This window comes from Pseudomonas sp. PI1, assembly GCF_000812405.1.
In the GTDB taxonomy this organism is placed as follows: domain Bacteria; phylum Pseudomonadota; class Gammaproteobacteria; order Pseudomonadales; family Pseudomonadaceae; genus Pseudomonas; species Pseudomonas citronellolis.
In genome coordinates, this window is the sequence record NZ_JWMC01000016.1 from 48,687 (window position 1) to 68,363 (window position 19,677).

General features: G+C 63.7%; 19 protein-coding genes. 13 read left to right on the plus strand and 6 right to left on the minus strand.

Annotated features, from left to right (window positions below):
• Positions 1 to 60: 60 nt before the first annotated feature.
• Genes gyrB through dnaA form a run of 4 tightly spaced genes read right to left on the minus strand, consistent with a single transcriptional unit; the run spans position 61 to position 6,307 of the window.
• Positions 61 to 2,481 carry a DNA topoisomerase (ATP-hydrolyzing) subunit B gene (gyrB, locus tag RN02_RS07455; protein WP_043313934.1) on the minus strand — a complete coding sequence of 807 codons (2,421 nt, stop codon included), beginning with the start codon at positions 2,479 to 2,481 and terminating at the stop codon, positions 61 to 63.
• Positions 2,478 to 3,584 (minus strand): DNA replication/repair protein RecF, encoded by a 1,107-nt coding sequence (gene recF / locus RN02_RS07460; RefSeq protein WP_043313936.1) that lies wholly within the window; start codon positions 3,582 to 3,584, stop codon positions 2,478 to 2,480. Before recF ends, gyrB begins: the two co-directional genes overlap by 4 nt.
• A gap of 10 nt (positions 3,585 to 3,594) precedes the next feature.
• Positions 3,595 to 4,701: a DNA polymerase III subunit beta gene (gene dnaN, locus RN02_RS07465; protein ID WP_043313938.1), complete on the minus strand. Its 1,107-nt coding sequence runs from the start codon at positions 4,699 to 4,701 to the stop codon at positions 3,595 to 3,597.
• A 37-nt stretch (positions 4,702 to 4,738) separates the two neighbouring features.
• A complete protein-coding gene (dnaA, locus tag RN02_RS07470; protein WP_009614445.1) occupies positions 4,739 to 6,307 on the minus strand; it encodes a chromosomal replication initiator protein DnaA in 1,569 nt (522 codons plus the stop codon).
• Between the two features lie 540 nt (positions 6,308 to 6,847).
• Here dnaA and rpmH point away from each other — a divergent pair.
• From rpmH to RN02_RS07495, 6 genes are all read left to right on the plus strand, one after another.
• Positions 6,848 to 6,982: a 50S ribosomal protein L34 gene (rpmH, locus tag RN02_RS32160; protein WP_003100258.1), complete on the plus strand. Its 135-nt coding sequence runs from the start codon at positions 6,848 to 6,850 to the stop codon at positions 6,980 to 6,982.
• Between the two features lie 14 nt (positions 6,983 to 6,996).
• Positions 6,997 to 7,404 carry a ribonuclease P protein component gene (gene rnpA / locus RN02_RS07475; RefSeq protein WP_009614437.1) on the plus strand — a complete coding sequence of 136 codons (408 nt, stop codon included), beginning with the start codon at positions 6,997 to 6,999 and terminating at the stop codon, positions 7,402 to 7,404.
• On the plus strand, positions 7,397 to 7,645 hold the full coding sequence (gene yidD / locus RN02_RS07480; protein ID WP_043270141.1) for a membrane protein insertion efficiency factor YidD: 249 nt from the start codon (positions 7,397 to 7,399) through the stop codon (positions 7,643 to 7,645). The genes rnpA and yidD overlap by 8 nt, the downstream gene beginning before the upstream one ends.
• Positions 7,646 to 7,647: 2 nt before the next feature.
• A complete protein-coding gene (yidC, locus tag RN02_RS07485) occupies positions 7,648 to 9,399 on the plus strand; it encodes a membrane protein insertase YidC (RefSeq protein WP_009614436.1) in 1,752 nt (583 codons plus the stop codon).
• 67 nt (positions 9,400 to 9,466) lie between these two features.
• Positions 9,467 to 10,834 carry a tRNA uridine-5-carboxymethylaminomethyl(34) synthesis GTPase MnmE gene (gene mnmE / locus RN02_RS07490; protein ID WP_043313939.1) on the plus strand — a complete coding sequence of 456 codons (1,368 nt, stop codon included), beginning with the start codon at positions 9,467 to 9,469 and terminating at the stop codon, positions 10,832 to 10,834.
• A gap of 80 nt (positions 10,835 to 10,914) precedes the next feature.
• Positions 10,915 to 11,907 carry a restriction endonuclease gene (locus RN02_RS07495; protein WP_009614434.1) on the plus strand — a complete coding sequence of 331 codons (993 nt, stop codon included), beginning with the start codon at positions 10,915 to 10,917 and terminating at the stop codon, positions 11,905 to 11,907.
• 33 nt (positions 11,908 to 11,940) lie between these two features.
• On the opposite strand, the gene RN02_RS33695 is transcribed toward RN02_RS07495, so the two are convergent.
• Together RN02_RS33695 and RN02_RS33700 are read right to left on the minus strand one after the other, a co-directional pair.
• A complete protein-coding gene (locus RN02_RS33695) occupies positions 11,941 to 12,180 on the minus strand; it encodes a hypothetical protein (protein WP_161796237.1) in 240 nt (79 codons plus the stop codon).
• A gap of 73 nt (positions 12,181 to 12,253) precedes the next feature.
• Positions 12,254 to 12,922: a hypothetical protein gene (locus RN02_RS33700; protein ID WP_052267674.1), complete on the minus strand. Its 669-nt coding sequence runs from the start codon at positions 12,920 to 12,922 to the stop codon at positions 12,254 to 12,256.
• 670 nt (positions 12,923 to 13,592) lie between these two features.
• On the opposite strand from RN02_RS33700, the gene mnmG reads away from it, so the two are divergent.
• The 7 genes from mnmG to atpE all read left to right on the plus strand — a co-directional run bounded on the left by mnmG (position 13,593) and on the right by atpE (position 19,640).
• The gene (mnmG, locus tag RN02_RS07505) at positions 13,593 to 15,485 is read left to right on the plus strand and encodes a tRNA uridine-5-carboxymethylaminomethyl(34) synthesis enzyme MnmG (protein WP_043313942.1); all 1,893 of its coding nucleotides are present in this window, start codon (positions 13,593 to 13,595) and stop codon (positions 15,483 to 15,485) included.
• A complete protein-coding gene (gene rsmG / locus RN02_RS07510; RefSeq protein WP_043313943.1) occupies positions 15,485 to 16,159 on the plus strand; it encodes a 16S rRNA (guanine(527)-N(7))-methyltransferase RsmG in 675 nt (224 codons plus the stop codon). Before mnmG ends, rsmG begins: the two co-directional genes overlap by 1 nt.
• Positions 16,152 to 16,940: a ParA family protein gene (locus tag RN02_RS07515; protein ID WP_009614427.1), complete on the plus strand. Its 789-nt coding sequence runs from the start codon at positions 16,152 to 16,154 to the stop codon at positions 16,938 to 16,940. Before rsmG ends, RN02_RS07515 begins: the two co-directional genes overlap by 8 nt.
• Positions 16,941 to 16,957: 17 nt before the next feature.
• A complete protein-coding gene (locus RN02_RS07520) occupies positions 16,958 to 17,830 on the plus strand; it encodes a ParB/RepB/Spo0J family partition protein (RefSeq protein ID WP_043313946.1) in 873 nt (290 codons plus the stop codon).
• Positions 17,831 to 17,979: 149 nt separating this feature from the next.
• The gene (locus tag RN02_RS07525) at positions 17,980 to 18,387 is read left to right on the plus strand and encodes a F0F1 ATP synthase subunit I (RefSeq protein WP_009614423.1); all 408 of its coding nucleotides are present in this window, start codon (positions 17,980 to 17,982) and stop codon (positions 18,385 to 18,387) included.
• 16 nt (positions 18,388 to 18,403) lie between these two features.
• A complete protein-coding gene (gene atpB / locus RN02_RS07530; protein WP_009614414.1) occupies positions 18,404 to 19,273 on the plus strand; it encodes a F0F1 ATP synthase subunit A in 870 nt (289 codons plus the stop codon).
• Between the two features lie 109 nt (positions 19,274 to 19,382).
• Positions 19,383 to 19,640, plus strand: a complete 258-nt coding sequence (atpE, locus tag RN02_RS07535; protein WP_003457994.1) for a F0F1 ATP synthase subunit C — start codon at positions 19,383 to 19,385, stop codon at positions 19,638 to 19,640.
• Positions 19,641 to 19,677: the final 37 nt, after the last annotated feature.

Sequence of the window (19,677 nt, forward strand, 5' to 3'; positions counted from 1 at the left end):
GAGCAGCAGGGCAGTTAACGTCTAGCAGGATATCCGTTCAACGTTGTCAGCCCCCACCCATCACACGTCCAGGTTCGACACCGCCAGGGCGTTGCTTTCGATGAAGTCGCGGCGCGGCTCCACGGCATCGCCCATCAGGGTGTTGAAGATCTGGTCGGCGGCGATGGCGTCCTCGATGGTCACCTTCAGCATGCGGCGGACGTTCGGGTCCATGGTGGTTTCCCATAGCTGGTCCGGGTTCATCTCGCCGAGGCCTTTGTATCGCTGGATGCTGTGGCGCTTGGTGCCTTCGGCCATCAGCCATTCCAGGGCTTCCTTGAAGCTGGAGACCGGCCGCTTGCGCTCGCCCTTCTGCACGTAGGCGCCTTCTTCCATCAGGCTGTTCAGCTTGGCGCCCAGCTCGGTGACCGAGCGGTAGTCGTTGCTGGCGAAGAAGTCGCGGTTGAAGGTCACGTAGTTTGACAGGCCGTGGGCGACCATCTCCACCTCGGGCAGCCACAGGTGGCGCTCGCGGTCTTCGCGCAGGCTGGCGGTGTAGGTCAGGCCGGACTTCTCGGAAGTCTTCAGGCGCGCCTGGTACTGCTCCAGCCAGGCCTGCATGGCGGCCTGGTCGCCCAGCTGCTCGACGTCGATGCGCGGCAGGTAGACGAAGTGCTCGGTCAGGTCCTGCGGGTACAGGCGCGACAGGCGGGAGAGGGTACGCATGACGGTGCGGTACTCGTTGACCAGCTTCTCCAGCGCTTCGCCGGACAGGCCCGGGGCGCTTTCGTTGACGTGCACGCTGGCGTCTTCGAGGGCCGACTGGGTCATGTATTCCTCCATGGCCACGTCGTCCTTGATGTACTGCTCCTGCTTGCCTTTCTTCACCTTGTACAGCGGCGGCTGGGCGATGTAGATGTAGCCACGCTCGACCAGCTCGGGCAGCTGGCGGAAGAAGAAGGTCAGCAGCAGGGTACGGATGTGCGAACCGTCGACGTCAGCATCGGTCATGATGATGATGTTGTGGTAGCGCAGCTTGTCGATGTTGTATTCCTCGCGCCCGATGCCGCAGCCCAGCGCGGTGATCAGGGTGCCGACCTCCTGGGAGGACAGCATCTTGTCGAAGCGAGCCTTCTCGACGTTGAGGATCTTGCCCTTGAGCGGCAGGATCGCCTGGGTCTTGCGGTTACGGCCCTGCTTGGCAGAACCGCCCGCGGAGTCACCTTCCACGATGTACAGCTCGGAGAGGGCGGGGTCCTTCTCCTGGCAGTCGGCGAGCTTGCCCGGCAGGCCGGCGATGTCCAGCGCGCCCTTGCGGCGGGTCATCTCGCGGGCCTTGCGCGCGGCCTCGCGGGCGCGGGCGGCGTCGATCATCTTGCCGACCACGGCCTTGGCTTCGTTGGGGTTCTCCAGCAGGAAGTCGGCGAAGTACTTGCCCATTTCCTGTTCCACCGCGGTCTTCACTTCGGAGGACACCAGCTTGTCCTTGGTCTGCGAGCTGAACTTCGGATCCGGCACCTTCACCGAAATGATCGCGGTCAGGCCTTCACGGGCGTCGTCGCCGGTGGTGGCGATCTTGTATTTCTTCGCCAGGCCTTCCTGCTCGATGTAGTTGTTCAGGTGGCGGGTGAGGGCGGAGCGGAAGCCCGCCAGGTGGGTACCGCCGTCACGCTGCGGAATGTTGTTGGTGAAGCAGAGGATGTTCTCGTTGAAGCTGTCGTTCCACTGCAGGGCGACTTCCACGCCAACGCCGTCTTCCTCGCGCTGGGTGTTGAAGTGGAACACCTGGTTGACGATGTTCTTGTTGGTGTTCAGGTACTCGACGAAGGCGCGCAAGCCGCCCTCGTACTTGAACAGCTCTTCCTTGCCGGTACGTTCGTCGCGCAGCAGGATGCCCACGCCGGAGTTGAGGAAGGACAGCTCGCGGATGCGCTTGGCCAGGATGTCCCAGCTGAAATGGATGCTGGTGAAGGTCTCGTTGGAGGCCTTGAAGTGCACCTCGGTACCCGAGCCATCGGTCTCGCCCACCGGGCGCAGCGGGAACTGCGGCACGCCGTGACGGTAGATCTGCTCCCAGACCTTGCCTTCGCGGCGGATGGTCAGGCGCAGCTCCTCGGAGAGCGCGTTCACCACGGACACACCCACACCGTGCAAGCCACCGGAAACCTTGTAGGAGTTGTCGTCGAACTTACCGCCGGCGTGCAGCACGGTCATGATGACCTCGGCCGCGGAAACCCCTTCTTCCTTGTGGATATCGACCGGAATGCCACGGCCATTGTCGCGGACGGTGATCGACTCATCGGTGTGGATGGTGACGCTGATCTCGCTGCAGTAGCCAGCCAGGGCCTCGTCGATCGAGTTGTCCAGCACCTCGAACACCATGTGGTGCAGGCCGGTGCCGTCGTCCGTGTCGCCGATGTACATACCAGGACGCTTGCGTACCGCGTCCAGCCCCTTCAGCACCTTGATGCTGTTAGAGTCGTACGTGTTGTTCTCGCTCATTCTTCACTCCCGAGGGTGGTCTGAGAGACATGCCCATGTTCCACGTGGAACATCGCAACCGGCGTATCCGTTCGCCAGCCGTCCTTCAAAGGTTCAGGGTCGACACAGGTGATGAATACCTGGCAACCCAAGTCTTCAAGCAACCGGCACAACGAACGCCGGTGCTTTTCGTCGAGTTCCGAGGGCAGGTCGTCCACCAGGTAGACGCACTGTCCTCGCTTGGCCTGATTGATCAGGTGCCCCTGGGCGATACGCAGGGCGCAGACCACCAGTTTCTGCTGCCCCCGCGACAGGATCTCCGCCGCGTTATGCCCGCCCAGGCGAATTCGTAGATCGGCTCGCTGCGGTCCAGCCTGGGTATGTCCCATCTGCTGGTCGCGCAACAAGCTGCCGTTCAATACCTCGCTCAGCTCGCGATCCTTGTCCCAGCCGCGGTAATAGCTGAGGGTGAGCTGGTCCAATTGGATCAACTCGCCCAGCGTCTGTTCGAAGACCGGTTTGAGGGCCTGGATATAGGACCGCCGATAGCCATCGATTTCGTCGCTGGCAGTACACAATTCGCGGTCCCAGGCAGCCTGCGAAGCACCGTCCAGTCTACCATGTCGGAGCCACGAGTTCCGCTGGCGCAGCGCCTTCTGCAGCCGCTGCCAGGCGACCATGAAGCGTTGTTCCACGTGGAACACTCCCCAGTCGAGGAACTGCCGACGAATCTTCGGCGCGCCTTCCAGCAGGCGGAAGCTGTCCGGGTTGATCAGTTGCAGCGGCAAGGTTTCCGCCAGCTGCGCAGTGCTGCGCGCATTCTGGCCATCGATGCGGATCTGGAACTCGCCCTGGCGCTCCCGGGAAATACCCAGGTTGCTGGTCATGCCATTGGCCAGCTGAACCTGGCCAAAGACGGTGCAGGCGGCCTGTTCATACTGGATGACCGGTTGCAGGCGCTGGCTGCGGAAGGAGCGGGCAAGGCCGAGCAGGTGGACGGCTTCGAGCACGCTGGTCTTGCCGCTGCCGTTTTCGCCGTAGAGGATGTTGATGCGAGGGGAGGGGGAGAAGGTCACCGGGTGCAGGTTGCGCACCGCGGTGACCGAGACGCGGGTCAGTGACATTCAGTGAAGGTCAGAGACGCATCGGCATGACGACATAGGCGGAGTCGTCGTTGTCGGCTTCCTGCAGCAGGGCGCTGCTGTTGGCGTCGGAGAGGATCATGCGAACCTGCTCGGTGCCCATCACGCCCAGTACGTCCAGCAGGTAGCTGACGTTGAAGCCGATTTCCAGGCTGCTGCCGTTGTAGTCGACCTGCACTTCTTCCTCCGCTTCCTCCTGCTCCGGGTTGTTCGCCTGGATCTTCAGCAGGCCGGAGGTCAGTTGCAGGCGAATGCCGCGGTACTTCTCGTTGGAGAGGATCGCGGTACGGCTGAAGGCTTCACGCAGCAGTTGGCGGTCGCCGATCACCAGCTTGTCGCCACCCTTGGGCAGCACGCGCTCGTAGTCGGGGAACTTGCCGTCCACCAGCTTGGAAGTGAAGGTGAATTCGCCGGTGGTGGCGCGGATGTGGTGCTGGCCGAGGACGATGTCCACCTGGCCGTCCTGCTCAGTGAGCAGGCGCGCCAGTTCCAGGATGCCTTTGCGCGGCACGATGACCTGGTGGCGGTCCTGGGCTTCCGGCACGCCGCCGGTGAAGGAGCACATGGCCAGGCGGTGGCCGTCGGTGGCCACGGCGCGCAGGGTGCCGCTGGAGACTTCCAGCAGCATGCCGTTGAGGTAGTAGCGCACGTCCTGCTGGGCCATCGCGAAGCTGGTGCGGTCGATCAGGCGGCGCAACTTGCTCTGCACCAGGCTGAAAGTCAGCGAGCCCGGGCCTTCCTCCACGGAGGGGAAGTCGTTGGCCGGCAGCGTCGACAGGGAGAAGCGGCTACGGCCGGCCTTCACCAGCAGCTTCTGCTCGTCGACGCGGATGTCGATCAGCGCGTCGCTGGGCAGGCTCTTGCAGATGTCCATGAGCTTGCGCGCCGGAACGGTGATCTCGCCCGGTTCGGCCGGCTCTTCCAGGGTGACGCGGCCAATCAGTTCGACCTCGAGGTCGGTACCGGTCAGCGACAGCTGCTGGCCCTGGACCACCAGCAGTACGTTGGACAGAACCGGCAGCGTCTGGCGGCGTTCGACCACACCAGCGACCAGTTGCAGGGGTTTCAACAGAGCTTCGCGTTGAATGGTGAAATGCATGGTCTAATCCCTTGCCTCGTGGGGCTGCAGCTTGGCCTCAGGTGGTCAGCGTACGCAGCAGGTTCTTGTAGTCCTCGCGGATGTCCGCGTCGGATTCCTTCAGTTGAGCGATCTTACGACAGGCGTGCAGCACCGTGGTGTGGTCCCGACCACCGAAAGCCACGCCGATCTCCGGCAGGCTGTGGTTGGTCAGTTCCTTGGACAGGGCCATGGCCACCTGGCGCGGACGCGCCACCGAGCGCGAACGGCGCTTGGACAGCAGGTCGGCGATCTTGATCTTGTAGTACTCGGCGACGGTGCGCTGGATGTTGTCGATGCTGACCAGCTTGTCCTGCAGGGCCAGCAGGTCCTTCAGCGACTCGCGGATCAGCTCGATGGTGATCGGCCGGCCCATGAAGTGGGAGTGGGCGATCACCCTTTTCAGGGCCCCCTCAAGCTCGCGCACGTTAGAGCGGATGCGCTGGGCGATGAAGAATGCCGCGTCGTGCGGCAACTCCACCTTCGCCTGCTCGGCCTTCTTCATCAGGATGGCCACGCGGGTTTCCAGTTCCGGCGGCTCCACCGCCACCGTCAGGCCCCAGCCGAAGCGCGATTTCAGGCGCTCTTCCAGGCCTTCGATCTCCTTCGGGTAGCGGTCGCTGGTGAGGATCACCTGCTGGCCGCCTTCCAGGAGGGCGTTGAAGGTATGGAAGAACTCTTCCTGGGAACGCTCCTTGCGGGCGAAGAACTGGATGTCGTCGATCAGCAGGGCGTCCACCGAGCGGTAGAAGCGCTTGAACTCGTTGATGGCGTTCAGCTGCAGGGCCTTGACCATGTCCGCGACAAAGCGCTCCGAATGCAGGTACACGACCTTGGCGTTCGGGTTCTTCTTCAGCAGGTGGTTGCCCACGGCGTGCATCAGGTGCGTCTTGCCCAGGCCCACGCCCCCATAAAGGAAGAGCGGGTTGTAGCCGTGCTTGAGGTTGTCCGCCACCTGCCAGGCCGCGGCGCGGGCCAGTTGGTTGGACTTGCCCTCGACGAAGTTCTCGAAGGTGAAGGTGCGGTTCAGGTAGCTGGTGTGCTTGAGCGCGCCCTCCACCTGCACGTTGCGCTCGGTGCGCACCGCCGGCGCCGCAGGCATGGCCGCTGCGGCGGCCAGCGGGTCGATGCTCGGGCTGGACTCGTCGATGTCGGGCATCGGCTCCTGCACGTTGAGCTGCATCTGTTGCACGCGGCTGGCCGCTTCGGCCTGGGCCGGTGCCTCGGCCTGGTAGGCCTGGGCCTTGGCTGCGCGCACCTGCGCCGGCGAGGGCGGCGGGGTGATGGTCGGCGCGGGCATCGCGTGGCTCTGCGGCATCAGCGCAGGACGCGGGGCCCGGCTGCGGCGGCTGCCGATGAGCAGCGAGAGGGCGGGAATCTGCCCATTGCCACGCTCACCCAGCAGTTCGAGCAGACGCCCCATGTATTTTTCGTTGACCCAGTCCAACACGAAGCGGTTCGGTGCGTAGACACGCAGCTCCTCGCCCTCGGCCTCGACCTGCAGCGGCCGGATCCAGGTGTTGAATTGCTGGGATGGCAGCTCGTCGCGGAGCAATTCCACGCACTGCTGCCAGAGTTCCACGGACACGGGTATCCCCCAGGAGATTGGAAAGGAATGGAACGAAAAGGAAAGCGCAATTGTAGCCGTGCGCTAGCGACTTATCCACATGAGAAATCAACAAGTGGGCAAGCAAAATCAAGGCCTTAATGATGGCACATGGCAACAGCCGGCGCACCCTGAAAGTTGTGGATAACCCCTGCGCCGATGGGGGATGAACCAGGCTGGAAAGCTGTTGAGAACTTCCGTTGTGGACAAACCGGTCTTTCTTCCCCAGATTATCCACTGCCGCCGCACAGGAGGGTCACCGCTTCTCGACACCTTCGTCAAATCCGCCATACCGCGGAAACAGTGGCCGGAATTGACTTATCCACAGATCTGGCGCTCCCCAGTAACAATCGCTTTCACCATCTTTTAAGAAACCTTTTCCTTGCTTTCTATTTCTGCAGAAAGCCGCTGGGCAATTACCGGCTGGTTGGAAATTGACCTGCACCGGTGTTTTCACTAGAATCGCCGGTCTCTTTAAACGGGGTCCCTGCGACCTCAGGTCATCAATCCAGGTACCGAACAATGAAACGTACTTTCCAACCCAGCACTCTCAAGCGCGCTCGCGTCCACGGTTTCCGCGCTCGCATGGCCACCAAGAACGGCCGTCAGGTTCTGTCGCGTCGTCGCGCCAAGGGCCGCAAGCGTCTGACCGTCTGATTCGCCCGGCACAGGTGGTGAGTCGAGGATTCGACCGGGAAAAGCGTCTTCTGACAGCCCGGCACTTCACAGCGGTCTTCGACTCCCCCAGCGCCAAGGTTTCCGGTAAGCACGTCCTGCTGCTGGCGCGCGAAAACGCTCTGGATCACCCCCGCCTCGGCCTGGTGATCGGCAAGAAGAACGTCAAGCTCGCCGTCGAGCGCAACCGCCTCAAACGCCTGATCCGCGAATCGTTCCGGCACAACCAGGAAGCCCTGGCTGGCCTGGACATCGTGGTCATTGCGCGCAAGGGGTTGGGTGAATTGCAGAACCCCGAACTGCACCAGCAATTCGGCAAGCTCTTCAAACGCCTGCTGCGCAACCGACCCCGGCCGGAAAGCGCAACCGAACCTCCGGGGGTCGCCGACAGTTCCCATGCGTAGACTGGCGCTGCTTCTCATCCAGTTTTACCGCTACGCCATCAGCCCCTTGATGGCCAGTCACTGTCGCTTTCACCCCAGCTGCTCCTGCTACGCGTACGAAGCCATCGAACACCATGGCTTCCTGCGCGGCGGCTGGCTGGCCCTGCGTCGCCTGGGCCGCTGCCATCCCTGGCATCCCGGTGGCTATGATCCCGTGCCGCCCGCCACTTCCAAGCACCGCCCATCCTCGACGGCCGAGTAACCATGGACATCAAACGCTCGATCCTCATCGTCGCCCTGGCTATCGTGTCCTATGCGCTGGTTCTCCAGTGGAACAAGGACTACGGTCAGCCTGAACTGCCGGCCCAGACCGCGTCGTTCAACCAGCAGCCCCAAGGCCTTCCGGACACTTCCGTGCCGGCCGGCGGCACTGCCAGCGCCGACGTACCGACCGCCCAGAGCGGCGAAACCGGGCTGCCCAGCGCCCAGCAACCGGCAGCCGCCAACGGCCAGCTGATCCAGGTGAAGACCGACGTCCTCGACCTGGCCATCGACCCGCGCGGTGGCGACGTGGTGCAACTGGGCCTGACCCAGTACCCGATGCGCCAGGATCGCCCGGACCTGCCCTTCGCCCTGTTCGAGCATGGCCAGCGCACCTACCTGGCGCAGAGCGGCCTGACCGGCACCGACGGTCCGGACGCCGCCGTCGCCGGCCGCCCGCTGTACAGCAGCGCCAAGCCCCAGTACCAGCTGGCCGATGGCCAGGACCAACTGGTGGTCGATCTGAACTTCGCCCGCGACGGTGTCAGCTACATCAAGCGCTTCACCTTCCACCGCGGCCTGAAGACCGACTGCAGCGACAAGGAAAAGGCGCAGAAGAAGCTCGACTGCATCAACCCGAACGCCTACCAGATCGACGTCACCTACCTGATCGACAACCAGAGCGCCAAGCCCTGGAGCGCCTCGCTGTTCGCCCAGCTCAAGCGTGACGCCAGCGCCGATCCGTCGTCCACCACCGCCACCGGCGTGTCCACCTACCTGGGCGCCGCGGTCTGGACCCCGGAGAAGCCCTACGTGAAAGTGTCCATGAAGGACATGGACAAGGAGCCCTTCAAGCAGACCCTGCAGGGCGGCTGGGTAGCCTGGCTGCAGCACTACTTCGTCACCGCCTGGGTGCCCGCCAAGGGCGACACCCACAACGTGATGACGCGCAAGGACGCCCAGGGCAACTACATCGTCGGCTTCACCGGCCCGACCCTCAGCGTGCCCGCCGGTGCCAAGGGCGAGACCAGCCTGACCCTGTATGCCGGTCCCAAGCTGCAGAAGTACCTGGGCGAGCTGTCCCCGGGCCTGGAGCTGACCGTCGACTACGGCCCGCTGTGGTTCATCGCCCAGCCGATCTTCTGGCTGCTGCAACACATCCACGGCCTGGTCGGCAACTGGGGCTGGTCGATCATCCTGCTGACCATCGTCATCAAGCTGGCCTTCTTCCCGCTGTCCGCCGCCAGCTACAAGTCGATGGCGCGCATGCGTGCCGTCTCGCCGAAGATGGCCGCGATCAAGGAACAGCACGGCGACGATCGCCAGAAGATGTCCCAGGCGATGATGGAGCTGTACAAGAAGGAGAAGATCAACCCGCTGGGCGGCTGCCTGCCGATCCTGGTGCAGATGCCGGTGTTCCTCTCCCTCTACTGGGTACTGCTGGAAAGCGTCGAGATGCGCCAGGCCCCGTGGCTGGGCTGGATCACCGACCTCTCGGTGAAGGATCCGTTCTTCATCCTGCCGATCATCATGGGCGCCACCATGCTGGTCCAGCAGATGCTCAACCCGACCCCGCCGGACCCCATGCAGGCCAAGGTGATGAAGCTGATGCCGATCGTCTTCACCTTCTTCTTCCTGTGGTTCCCGGCCGGCCTGGTGCTGTACTGGGTGGTCAACAACTGCCTGTCCATTGCCCAGCAGTGGTACATTACCCGGCAGATCGAACGCGCCACGAGCAAGGCCAAGGCCGCCTGATCCCCGCGCTGTCGAACCACCTTCAGAACGCCCCCTCGTGGGGCGTTCTGCTATCCGGAGGAAAGCCATGAACGCAGCCCGTGAAACCATCGCCGCCGTCGCCACCGCCCAGGGCCGGGGCGGCGTGGGTATCGTCCGCGTCTCCGGGCCGCGGGCGCTGCCCATCGCCATCAGCCTCAGCGGCCGCGAGCCGCAGCCGCGCTTCGCCCACTACGGGCCCTTCTACGACGACCAGGGCGAGGTGATCGACGAAGGCCTGCTGCTGTTCTTCCGCGGGCCGAACTCCTTCACCGGCGAGGACGTGGTGGAACTGCACGGCCACGGCGGCCCGGTGGTGCTGGACATGCTCCTGCAGCGCTGCCTGGAGCTGGGTTCGCGCCAGGCGCGCCCCGGCGAGTTCAGCGAGCGCGCCTTCCTCAACGACAAGCTCGACCTGGCCCAGGCCGAGGCCATCGCCGACCTCATCGAGGCCAGCTCGGCCCAGGCCGCGCGAAATGCCGTGCGCTCTCTGCAGGGCGAGTTCTCGCGGCGCGTGCACCAGCTCACCGAACAACTGATCCAGCTGCGCATCTACGTCGAGGCGGCCATCGACTTCCCCGAGGAGGAAATCGACTTCCTCGCCGATGGCCACGTGCTGTCGCAACTGGACAAGGTCCGCGCGGAACTCGCCGGCGTGCTGCGCGAGGCCGGCCAGGGCGCGCTGCTACGCGACGGCATGACGGTGGTGATCGCCGGCCGCCCCAACGCCGGCAAGTCCAGCCTGCTCAACGCCCTGGCCGGGCGCGAGGCGGCCATCGTCACCGACATCGCCGGCACTACCCGCGACGTGCTGCGCGAACATATCCACATCGACGGCATGCCGCTGCACGTCGTGGACACCGCCGGTCTGCGCGACACCGAGGACCATGTGGAAAAGATCGGCGTGGAACGCGCCCTCAAGGCCATAGGCGAGGCCGACCGGGTGCTGCTGGTGATCGACTCCACCGCGCCGGAGGCCGCCGATCCCTTCGCCCTCTGGCCGGAATTCCTCGACGAACGCCCGGACCCGGCGCGAGTCACCTTGATCCGCAACAAGGCCGACTTATCCACAAGCCCGGTGGGCATCGAGGAAAGCGCCGACGGCCACGTTACCCTGACTCTCTCCGCACGCTCCGGCGACGGCCTGGACCTGCTGCGCGAACACCTGAAGGCCTGCATGGGCTTCGAACAGACCGCCGAAAGCAGCTTCAGCGCCCGCCGCCGCCACCTGGAAGCCCTGCGCCAGGCCGGCCAGCACCTCGACCACGGCCACGCCCAACTGCTGCTCGCCGGCGCCGGCGAACTGCTCGCCGAGGACCTGCGCCATGCCCAGCAGGCCCTGGGCGAGATCACCGGGGCGTTCAGCTCCGATGACCTGCTGGGGCGGATCTTCTCCAGCTTCTGCATCGGGAAGTGAGGCTTGATGATATCGATCGGCCCCGTAAAGTAGAGCGCCTCATCATCCCTCTTTAATCTGCAAATCTTTAAGGATCGTGTATGGCGCGGATGTGGATGGTACGCGGTGAAGGCGGAAGTCTGTATGAAGCCTTCAGAGAACACGGAATTGCAGCGATCGGCTGGCGACAAATCTCGGCGCAAGCTAAACCGGGAATTGCCCGCAAGCAACTGATCGCCTTGTACCAATCGGCCGAGCCGCAAATGAAGCAAGGTTCCGTGATCTCTGGCGCCTCGCAAGTGTGGCGCTTCGTCAATGAGATTCAGGACGGGGACTGGGCCATTACCTATTCCCCAGCCAACCGCACCTACATGGTGGGTCAAGTCAACGGGCCTTCCGAACACCATCCTGAATGGGTTGAGCAAGGCATGCCATTGGCACGCAAAGTGCGCTGGCAACCCCAGGAACTGGCTCGTGACAATCTCAGCGCCAGCACCAAGAACAGCCTGGGCTCGACGCTGACGCTGTTCGAAGTGCCGCCCGCTGCCGCTTCCGAAGTACTGGCGGCGCTGAAGGGTAAGCCGGTGCCGGTAACAGAAGAGGAAACCGAAGAAGCCGTCGTCGACCCGCTGGCCGATATCGACTCCCAAGCCCTGGAGCGCATCAAGGACCGTGTCAACGAGCTCGACTGGGACGACATGCAGCAACTGGTCGCCGGCATTCTGCGCGCCATGGGCTACAAAACCCAGGTCTCGCCGCCTGGTTCCGACCGGGGCAAAGACATAGTCGCCTCGCCCGATGGCTTCGGCTTCGAGCACCCGCGCATCGTCGTGGAGGTCAAGCACCGCAAGGGGCAAATGGGCAGCCAGGAGATTCGCAGCTTCCTGGGCGGCCGCCACAAGGATGATCGCGGGCTATACGTCAGTACCGGCGGTTTCACCAAAGAGGCTCAGTATGAAGCGGAGCGCGCCTCCATCCCGCTGGCAATGTGGACATTGGACCATGTGGTGCGCGCCCTGATCGAACACTATGACGCCACCGACGCCGAAACCAAACGAATCGTACCGCTGAAGCGACTGTACTGGCCTGCCTGAAGCCAGAGGGAACTGGTGCTGAAGCAGGCTGAATCACTGTCGAACGCTTGGTCGAAGTGATGACTGCGTAGGGGTACTGGGATGAATGGCAAAAAACTGATCCGCAACAGCACGGCCGAGTTCCTGATCTTCACTGGCCAAGCCGGCGAACAGAGCATCGAGGCCCGCTATGAGGACGAAACCCTGTGGCTGTCTCAGAAGCTGATGGCCGAACTGTTCGGGGTGGATGTGCGCACCGTCAGCGAGCACCTGAAGAACATCTTTGCCAGTCATGAGCTCGCGCCTGAGGCAACTATCCGGAAATTCCGGATAGTTGCGCCTGAAAACAAACTCTCCAGTAACTTCGCTAACGGGCCGAAGCGATCGCCTCCGCGCGTTCACAGAGTTCGGCCACGCGGCGCCTGGCGGTCCCAGCGCATGGCTCCGCAGCCGCGTCCAGCAGGTCCGGGTCGATCTCGAGGAACTCCACCAGGGCTTGCTGCGCTGTGGATAACTCCGTCAGGCCTGGCGGGACCTCGGGTTCCTCATCCTCAGCTTCCAGGAAAGGCGCATCCGCCAGCCAACCCAGGTAGAGCGGGCGCAGGTCGCCGCCCTGCAATTCCTCCCGCAATGGCAGCAGGCGCGGCATCCACTGCGTGCCATTGTCCACGGCGAAACGATCGAAGTTCTCGGTCTCGTCGAGCATCCAGTTGAAGCACCAATGCGAATCGCTGGCGACGATGGAAAAACTGAAGGAGGCGATGGCGAAGGGCAATACCCGTTCCGCCGGGAGGGCGGACCTGGGCAGCCGCAACGACAGCCGGCAGCTGGCAAAACTGGCGAAATAGACAAAGGCGTCGAAATAGCGCCGCATCCACTCATCCGGGTCGCCGTTGAGATCACCCCAGTTGTAATGGTTGGTGAAAGCGGTCGGAGTAATGACGGCGCGACCGGACCTGGCTCGCAGTTCGGCCATCTCTTGCGGGGTGAGCGGCCGATCGATGGCTGCGAATTCGTAGTACTGGTATTCACTCATGACTGGCTGTCTTGGTTCGGGTGAAGAGTGGCGATGGTACACGCTCGCTTCTGTCCAGGAACTCATTCCCAGGGGTTCGCGAGCAAGCTCGCTCCTACGAAGAGCCGTGCCCGTTCCTCACGTCCTGGTTTGAACACAGGAAGAAATGGCCTGTGGATAGCCCCTTTCCTTGCCCATATCCCTGGCAGCTTGTGGATTGATCTATCGGCGTAAACAACGAAACCACCGTGGAATCTGGCCTGGATCAACCTATTCACATGCCGCCCTGAACCCTGTGGAAAACTACCGTATAGCTACGTAGACAACCCAGTGGTCAAAACCGGGGATAACCGGCCTGTGCATAACCCTGCATTCCATGCACAGGTGTTCAACCGGAAGTGCCCTGCTTCCGGACACCTTCGGCACAGGTTTATCCTTCGCTGTAAATCTCGCTCCAGAAGGCCTCGAAGCACTTATCCACAAAAATTGTCCACACCAAACATAATCACTAGCTCTAAAAAGATTTAAAAATTCCCTCTCTCTTTATTTTTGTGAATGAAGCACTCCCTCGTGTGACGCACGAAATGCCGATTGGCTACTTTTCATACAGGTCCCTTCAATCGGCAGGGCTAAGCCCCTATACTGTGCGGCTCTCTTTTTCTTTCCCTGATCGACAGGCACGAGGTGCGTGGTGGATTTCCCTTCCCGTTTTGACGTGATAGTGATCGGCGGTGGCCATGCCGGCACGGAGGCCGCGCTGGCGGCCGCACGCATGGGCGTGAAGACCCTGCTGCTCACCCACAATGTGGAAACCCTGGGCCAGATGAGCTGCAACCCGGCCATCGGCGGTATCGGCAAGAGCCACCTGGTCAAGGAAATCGATGCCCTGGGCGGCGCCATGGCGCACGCCACCGACAAGGGCGGCATCCAGTTCCGCGTGCTCAACAGCCGCAAGGGCCCAGCCGTGCGCGCCACCCGCGCCCAGGCCGACCGCGTGCTGTACAAGGCCGCGGTGCGCGAGATCCTGGAGAACCAGGCGAACCTGTGGATATTCCAGCAGGCCTGCGACGACCTGATCGTCGAGCAGGACCAGGTGCGCGGCGTGGTGACTCAGATGGGTCTGAAATTCCACGCGGACCAGGTGGTGCTGACCGCCGGCACCTTCCTCGGCGGACTTATCCACATCGGCCTGCAGAACTACTCCGGCGGCCGCGCCGGTGATCCGCCGGCCATCGCCCTGGCCAGGCGCCTGCGCGAACTGCCGCTGCGCGTCGGCCGCCTGAAGACCGGCACGCCGCCGCGCATCGACGGCCGCAGCGTGGACTTCTCGGTGATGACCGAGCAGCCCGGCGACACCCCGATCCCGGTGATGTCCTTCCTCGGCAGCAAGGAAGAGCACCCGGCCCAGGTCAGCTGCTGGATCACCCACACCAACGCGCGCACCCACGAGATCATCGCCGCCAACCTCGACCGCTCGCCGATGTACTCCGGCGTCATCGAGGGCATCGGCCCGCGCTACTGCCCGTCGATCGAAGACAAGATCCATCGCTTCGCCGACAAGGACAGCCACCAGGTATTCCTCGAACCGGAAGGCCTGACCACCCACGAGCTGTACCCCAACGGCATCTCCACCTCGCTGCCGTTCGACGTGCAGCTGCAGATCGTGCGTTCCATCCGCGGCATGGAGAACGCCCACATCGTGCGCCCGGGCTACGCCATCGAGTACGACTACTTCGACCCGCGCGACCTGAAGTACAGCCTGGAGACGAAAGTCATCGGCGGCCTGTTCTTCGCCGGCCAGATCAACGGCACCACCGGTTACGAAGAGGCCGGCGCCCAGGGCCTGCTCGCCGGCGCCAACGCCGCGCTGCGCGCCCAGGGCCGCGAGGCCTGGTGCCCGCGCCGCGACGAGGCGTACATCGGCGTGCTGGTCGACGACCTGATCACCCTGGGCACCCAGGAGCCGTACCGCATGTTCACTTCGCGCGCCGAATACCGGCTGATCCTGCGCGAGGACAACGCCGACCTGCGCCTGACCGAGAAGGGCCGCGAGCTGGGCCTGGTCGACGACCGCCGCTGGGCGGCCTTCGAGGCCAAGCGCGAAGGCATCGAGCGCGAGGAACAGCGCCTGAAAAGCACCTGGGTACGGCCGAACACCCCGCAGGGCGACGCCATCGCCGAGCGCTTCGGCACCCCGCTGGCCCACGAGTACAACCTGCTCAACCTGCTGGCCCGCCCGGAAATCGACTACGCCAGCCTGGCCGAAGTGACCGGCACCGGTGCCGAGGACCCGCAGGTCGCCGAGCAGGTGGAGATCCGCACCAAGTACGCCGGCTACATCGACCGCCAGCAGGAAGAGATCGCCCGCCTGCGCGCCAGCGAGGACACCCGCCTGCCTGTGGATATCGACTACACGGGCATCTCCGGGCTGTCCAAGGAGATCCAGAACAAGCTCGGCCAGGCCCGCCCCGAGACACTCGGCCAGGCCGGGCGCATCCCCGGTGTCACCCCGGCGGCCATCTCGCTGCTGCTGATCCACCTGAAGAAGCGCGCCAGCGGCCGCCAACTGGAGCAGAGCGCCTGATGTCCCAGGTCACCCAAGCCCACGCCGACGAGCTCGTGCGTGGCGCCGCGGCGCTCGGCGTCGAACTCGACGAAGCCGGCCGCCAGGGCCTGCTCGCCTACCTCGCCCTGCTGGCGAAGTGGAACAAGGCCTACAACCTCACCGCGGTGCGCGACATCGACGAGATGGTCTCGCGCCACCTGCTCGACAGCCTCAGCGTCGTCCCGCACTTCCTCGCCGCCGGCGGCGAGCGCTGGCTGGACGTCGGCAGCGGCGGCGGCATGCCCGGCATCCCGCTGGCCATCCTGTTCCCGGGCAAGCGCCTGACGCTGCTCGACAGCAACGGCAAGAAGACCCGCTTCCTCACCCAGGTGAAGCTGGAACTGAAACTGCACAACCTGGAAGTTATCCACAGCCGGGTCGAGGCCTACCAGCCGGACCGGGCATTCAACGGCATCGTCTCCCGGGCCTTCAGCAGCCTGGAAGACTTCTGCAACTGGACCCGCCACCTCGGCGACGGCGAGACCCGCTGGCTGGCGATGAAAGGCGTGCACCCGGCGCAGGAGCTGACGGCACTCCCGGAAGATTTCCGGGTCGAAGCCGAGCACGCCCTCAGCGTGCCGGGTTGCCAAGGCCAGCGGCATCTGCTGATACTGCGCCGGAGCATGACGGGGACGGGGGACAACCATGGCTAAGGTATTCGCGATCGCCAACCAGAAGGGCGGTGTCGGCAAGACCACCACCTGCATCAACCTTGCCGCCTCGCTGGTCGCCACCAAGCGCCGCGTGCTGCTGATCGACCTCGATCCACAGGGCAACGCCACCACCGGCAGTGGTGTGGATAAGTTGTCCCTGGAGTACTCCATCTACGACGTGCTCACCGGCGAGGCCGACCTGGCCCAGGCCATGCAGTTCTCCGAGCACGGCGGCTACCAGATCCTCCCGGCCAACCGCGACCTCACCGCCGCGGAAGTGGTGCTGCTGGAGATGGACATGAAGGAGCACCGCCTGCGCCAGGCCCTGGCCCCGGTGCGCGAGAACTACGACTACATCCTCATCGACTGCCCGCCGTCGCTGTCGATGCTCACGGTCAACGCCCTGTCCGCCGCCGACGGCGTGATCATCCCCATGCAGTGCGAGTACTACGCGCTGGAAGGCCTGACCGACCTGATGAACAGCATCCAGCGCATCGCCGAGCGTCTGAATCCGACGCTGAACATCGAGGGCCTGCTGCGGACCATGTACGATCCGCGCATCAGCCTGACCAACGACGTCAGCGCGCAGCTGCAGGAACACTTCGGCGACAAGCTCTACACCACCGTGATCCCGCGCAACGTGCGACTGGCCGAGGCACCCAGCTTCGGCATGCCGGCGCTGGTCTACGACAAGCAATCGCGCGGGGCCATGGCCTACCTGGCGCTGGCCGGCGAACTCTCGCGCCGACAGCGCGCCGCCCGCAAAGCCGCCACCGCATGACCCATTAAGGAACCCGCATGGCCGTTAAGAAACGAGGTCTCGGACGCGGGCTGGATGCCCTGCTCAGTGGCTCCAGCGCCGCCACCCTGCAGGAAGAGGCCGTCCAGGCGGACCGCAAGGAACTGCAGCACCTGCCGCTGGACCTGATCCAGCGCGGCAAGTACCAGCCGCGCCGCGACATGGACCCCCAGGCTCTGGAAGAGCTGGCCCTGTCCATCAAGGCCCAGGGGGTGATGCAGCCCATCGTGGTGCGCCCCGTCGACAAGGGCCGCTACGAGATCATCGCCGGCGAGCGCCGCTGGCGCGCCACCCAGCAGGCCGGCCTGGACACCATCCCGGCGCTGGTGCGCGAGGTGCCGGACGAAGCCGCCATCGCCATGGCGCTGATCGAGAACATCCAGCGCGAGGACCTCAACCCCCTCGAGGAAGCCGTCGCGCTGCAACGCCTGCAGCAGGAGTTCCAGCTGACCCAGCAACAGGTCGCCGACGCCGTCGGCAAGTCCCGCGTCAGCGTGGCCAACCTGCTGCGCCTGATCGCCCTGCCCGAGGAGATCAAGACGCTGCTTTCCCACGGCGACCTGGAGATGGGCCATGCCCGCGCGCTGCTCGGTCTGCCCGAGGCGCGGCAGGTGGAAGGTGCGCGACATGTTGTCGCACGCGGCCTCACCGTGCGCCAGACCGAGGCACTGGTGCGCCACTGGCTCAACGCCCCCGGCGAACCTGCCAAGGTGGTCAAGTCCGACCCCGACATCAGCCGCCTGGAACAGCGCCTGGCCGAGCGCCTGGGCGCTCCGGTGCAGATTCGCCACGGCCAGAAGGGCAAGGGGCAACTGGTGATCCGCTACAACTCGCTGGACGAGTTGCAAGGGGTTCTGGCCCACATCCGCTAAGACCATCGTCTGTGTAGCGATAGTCGGAAATCACTACCCGGCTGTTGAATGGGTATGCCCGGCCCCCTATACTCTGCGCGCAATTTTGTCGGCACAAAGTATGCCAAGTTGTTGATTTGCGAAGCCGACGCCAGAGGACTTTGAGACAGATGGAACCCAGCAAGCCGAACCGCCTGCCCTTCCATCGCCAACCGGCCTTGCGCCTGTTGCTCGTCCAGCTGGCCGTGGTGCTTCTGGGGGCTGCCGTCCTGTTTTTCTCCCGGGGCGTGGTTGCCGGCTATTCTGGTCTGCTCGGCGGACTGATCGCCTGGCTGCCGAACGTTTATTTCGCATACAAGGCGTTCCGCTACAGCGGAGCGCGCTCGGCTCAGATGATCGTCCGCTCCTTCTATGCGGGCGAGGCCGGGAAGCTGGTTTTGACGGCAGTGCTCTTCGCACTGGCGTTCGCAGGCGTGAAGCCGCTGGAGCCCCTGGCTCTGTTCGGCCTCTACCTGCTGACCCTGATGGTCAGTTGGTGCGCACCCCTGCTGATGGGACACACATTTACAAGACCTTAGAGCGATTGAGGCAAACATGGCAGCAGAAAGCGCTTCGGGTTACATCCAGCACCACTTGCAGAACCTGACCTTCGGTCGTCTGCCGGAAGGTGGCTGGGGGTTCGCCCACACAGCCGAACAAGCCAAGGAAATGGGCTTTTGGGCATTCCACATCGACACCCTGGGCTGGTCGGTATTCCTCGGCCTGGTGTTCATCCTGATCTTCCGCATGGCGGCCAAGAAGGCCACCAGCGGTATTCCGGGCGGCCTGCAGAACTTCGTCGAAGTCATGGTCGAGTTCGTCGACGGCAGCGTGAAGGACACCTTCCACGGCCGTAACCCGCTGATCGCACCGCTGGCGCTGACCGTGTTCGTGTGGATCTTCCTGATGAACCTGATCGACCTGGTGCCGGTGGACTTCCTGCCGCTGGCCGCCGCGAAGATCACCGGCAACGAGCACCTGTTCTTCCGCGCCGTGGCCACCACCGACCCGAACGCCACCTTCGGCATGTCCATCGCGGTGTTCGCCCTGATCATCTTCTACAGCATCAAGGTCAAGGGCATCGGCGGCTTCCTCGGCGAGCTGACCCTGCACCCGTTCCACAGCAGCAACATGCTGGTGCAGATCATCCTGATCCCGGTGAACTTCCTGCTGGAGTTCGTCACCCTGATCGCCAAGCCGGTTTCCCTGGCCCTGCGTCTGTTCGGCAACATGTACGCTGGCGAGCTGATCTTCATCCTCATCGCCGTCATGTTCGGCTCCGGCATTCTCTGGCTGGGCGGCATGGGCGTGGTGCTGAACTGGGCGTGGGCGGTGTTCCACATCCTGATCATCACCCTGCAGGCCTTCATCTTCATGATGCTGACCATCGTCTACCTGTCGATGGCCCACGAAGACAGCCACTGATCCAAAGATTCTGACCGCTCCCCGCCACGTCGGCGGGGGCGGAAGGGAAGTTTCACCACCTTAACTTGCTTCAAAACTTAACCAACACGACAGAAAGTCGGGAGGAAAAATGGAAACTGTAGTTGGACTCACTGCTATCGCCGTCGCTCTGCTGATCGGTCTGGGTGCCCTGGGTACCGCCATCGGTTTCGGCCTGCTGGGCGGTAAATTCCTGGAAGGCGCTGCTCGCCAGCCGGAAATGGTTCCGATGCTGCAGGTGAAAATGTTCATCGTCGCCGGTCTGCTCGACGCCGTGACCATGATCGGTGTTGGTATCGCCCTGTTCTTCACCTTCGCTAACCCGTTCATTGCTCAGGTAGCCCAGTAATTTCCGGATTCCGGAAATTCGTGACTGACAACGAACG

What these genes read in the sequence shown, in the direction of transcription:
- gyrB (WP_043313934.1), bottom strand. Translation starts at nt 2,481, where the DNA reads ATGAGCGAGAACAACACGTACGACTCTAACAGCATCAAGGTGCTGAAG.
- recF (WP_043313936.1), bottom strand. Translation starts at nt 3,584, where the DNA reads ATGTCACTGACCCGCGTCTCGGTCACCGCGGTGCGCAACCTGCACCCG.
- dnaN (WP_043313938.1), bottom strand. Translation starts at nt 4,701, where the DNA reads ATGCATTTCACCATTCAACGCGAAGCTCTGTTGAAACCCCTGCAACTG.
- rpmH (WP_003100258.1), top strand. Translation starts at nt 6,848, where the DNA reads ATGAAACGTACTTTCCAACCCAGCACTCTCAAGCGCGCTCGCGTCCAC.
- yidD (WP_043270141.1), top strand. Translation starts at nt 7,397, where the DNA reads ATGCGTAGACTGGCGCTGCTTCTCATCCAGTTTTACCGCTACGCCATC.
- yidC (WP_009614436.1), top strand. Translation starts at nt 7,648, where the DNA reads ATGGACATCAAACGCTCGATCCTCATCGTCGCCCTGGCTATCGTGTCC.
- mnmE (WP_043313939.1), top strand. Translation starts at nt 9,467, where the DNA reads ATGAACGCAGCCCGTGAAACCATCGCCGCCGTCGCCACCGCCCAGGGC.
- RN02_RS07495 (WP_009614434.1), top strand. Translation starts at nt 10,915, where the DNA reads ATGGCGCGGATGTGGATGGTACGCGGTGAAGGCGGAAGTCTGTATGAA.
- RN02_RS33695 (WP_161796237.1), bottom strand. Translation starts at nt 12,180, where the DNA reads ATGACTGGCAAAGATGTTCTTCAGGTGCTCGCTGACGGTGCGCACATC.
- RN02_RS33700 (WP_052267674.1), bottom strand. Translation starts at nt 12,922, where the DNA reads ATGAGTGAATACCAGTACTACGAATTCGCAGCCATCGATCGGCCGCTC.
- rsmG (WP_043313943.1), top strand. Translation starts at nt 15,485, where the DNA reads ATGTCCCAGGTCACCCAAGCCCACGCCGACGAGCTCGTGCGTGGCGCC.
- RN02_RS07515 (WP_009614427.1), top strand. Translation starts at nt 16,152, where the DNA reads ATGGCTAAGGTATTCGCGATCGCCAACCAGAAGGGCGGTGTCGGCAAG.
- RN02_RS07520 (WP_043313946.1), top strand. Translation starts at nt 16,958, where the DNA reads ATGGCCGTTAAGAAACGAGGTCTCGGACGCGGGCTGGATGCCCTGCTC.
- RN02_RS07525 (WP_009614423.1), top strand. Translation starts at nt 17,980, where the DNA reads ATGGAACCCAGCAAGCCGAACCGCCTGCCCTTCCATCGCCAACCGGCC.
- atpB (WP_009614414.1), top strand. Translation starts at nt 18,404, where the DNA reads ATGGCAGCAGAAAGCGCTTCGGGTTACATCCAGCACCACTTGCAGAAC.
- atpE (WP_003457994.1), top strand. Translation starts at nt 19,383, where the DNA reads ATGGAAACTGTAGTTGGACTCACTGCTATCGCCGTCGCTCTGCTGATC.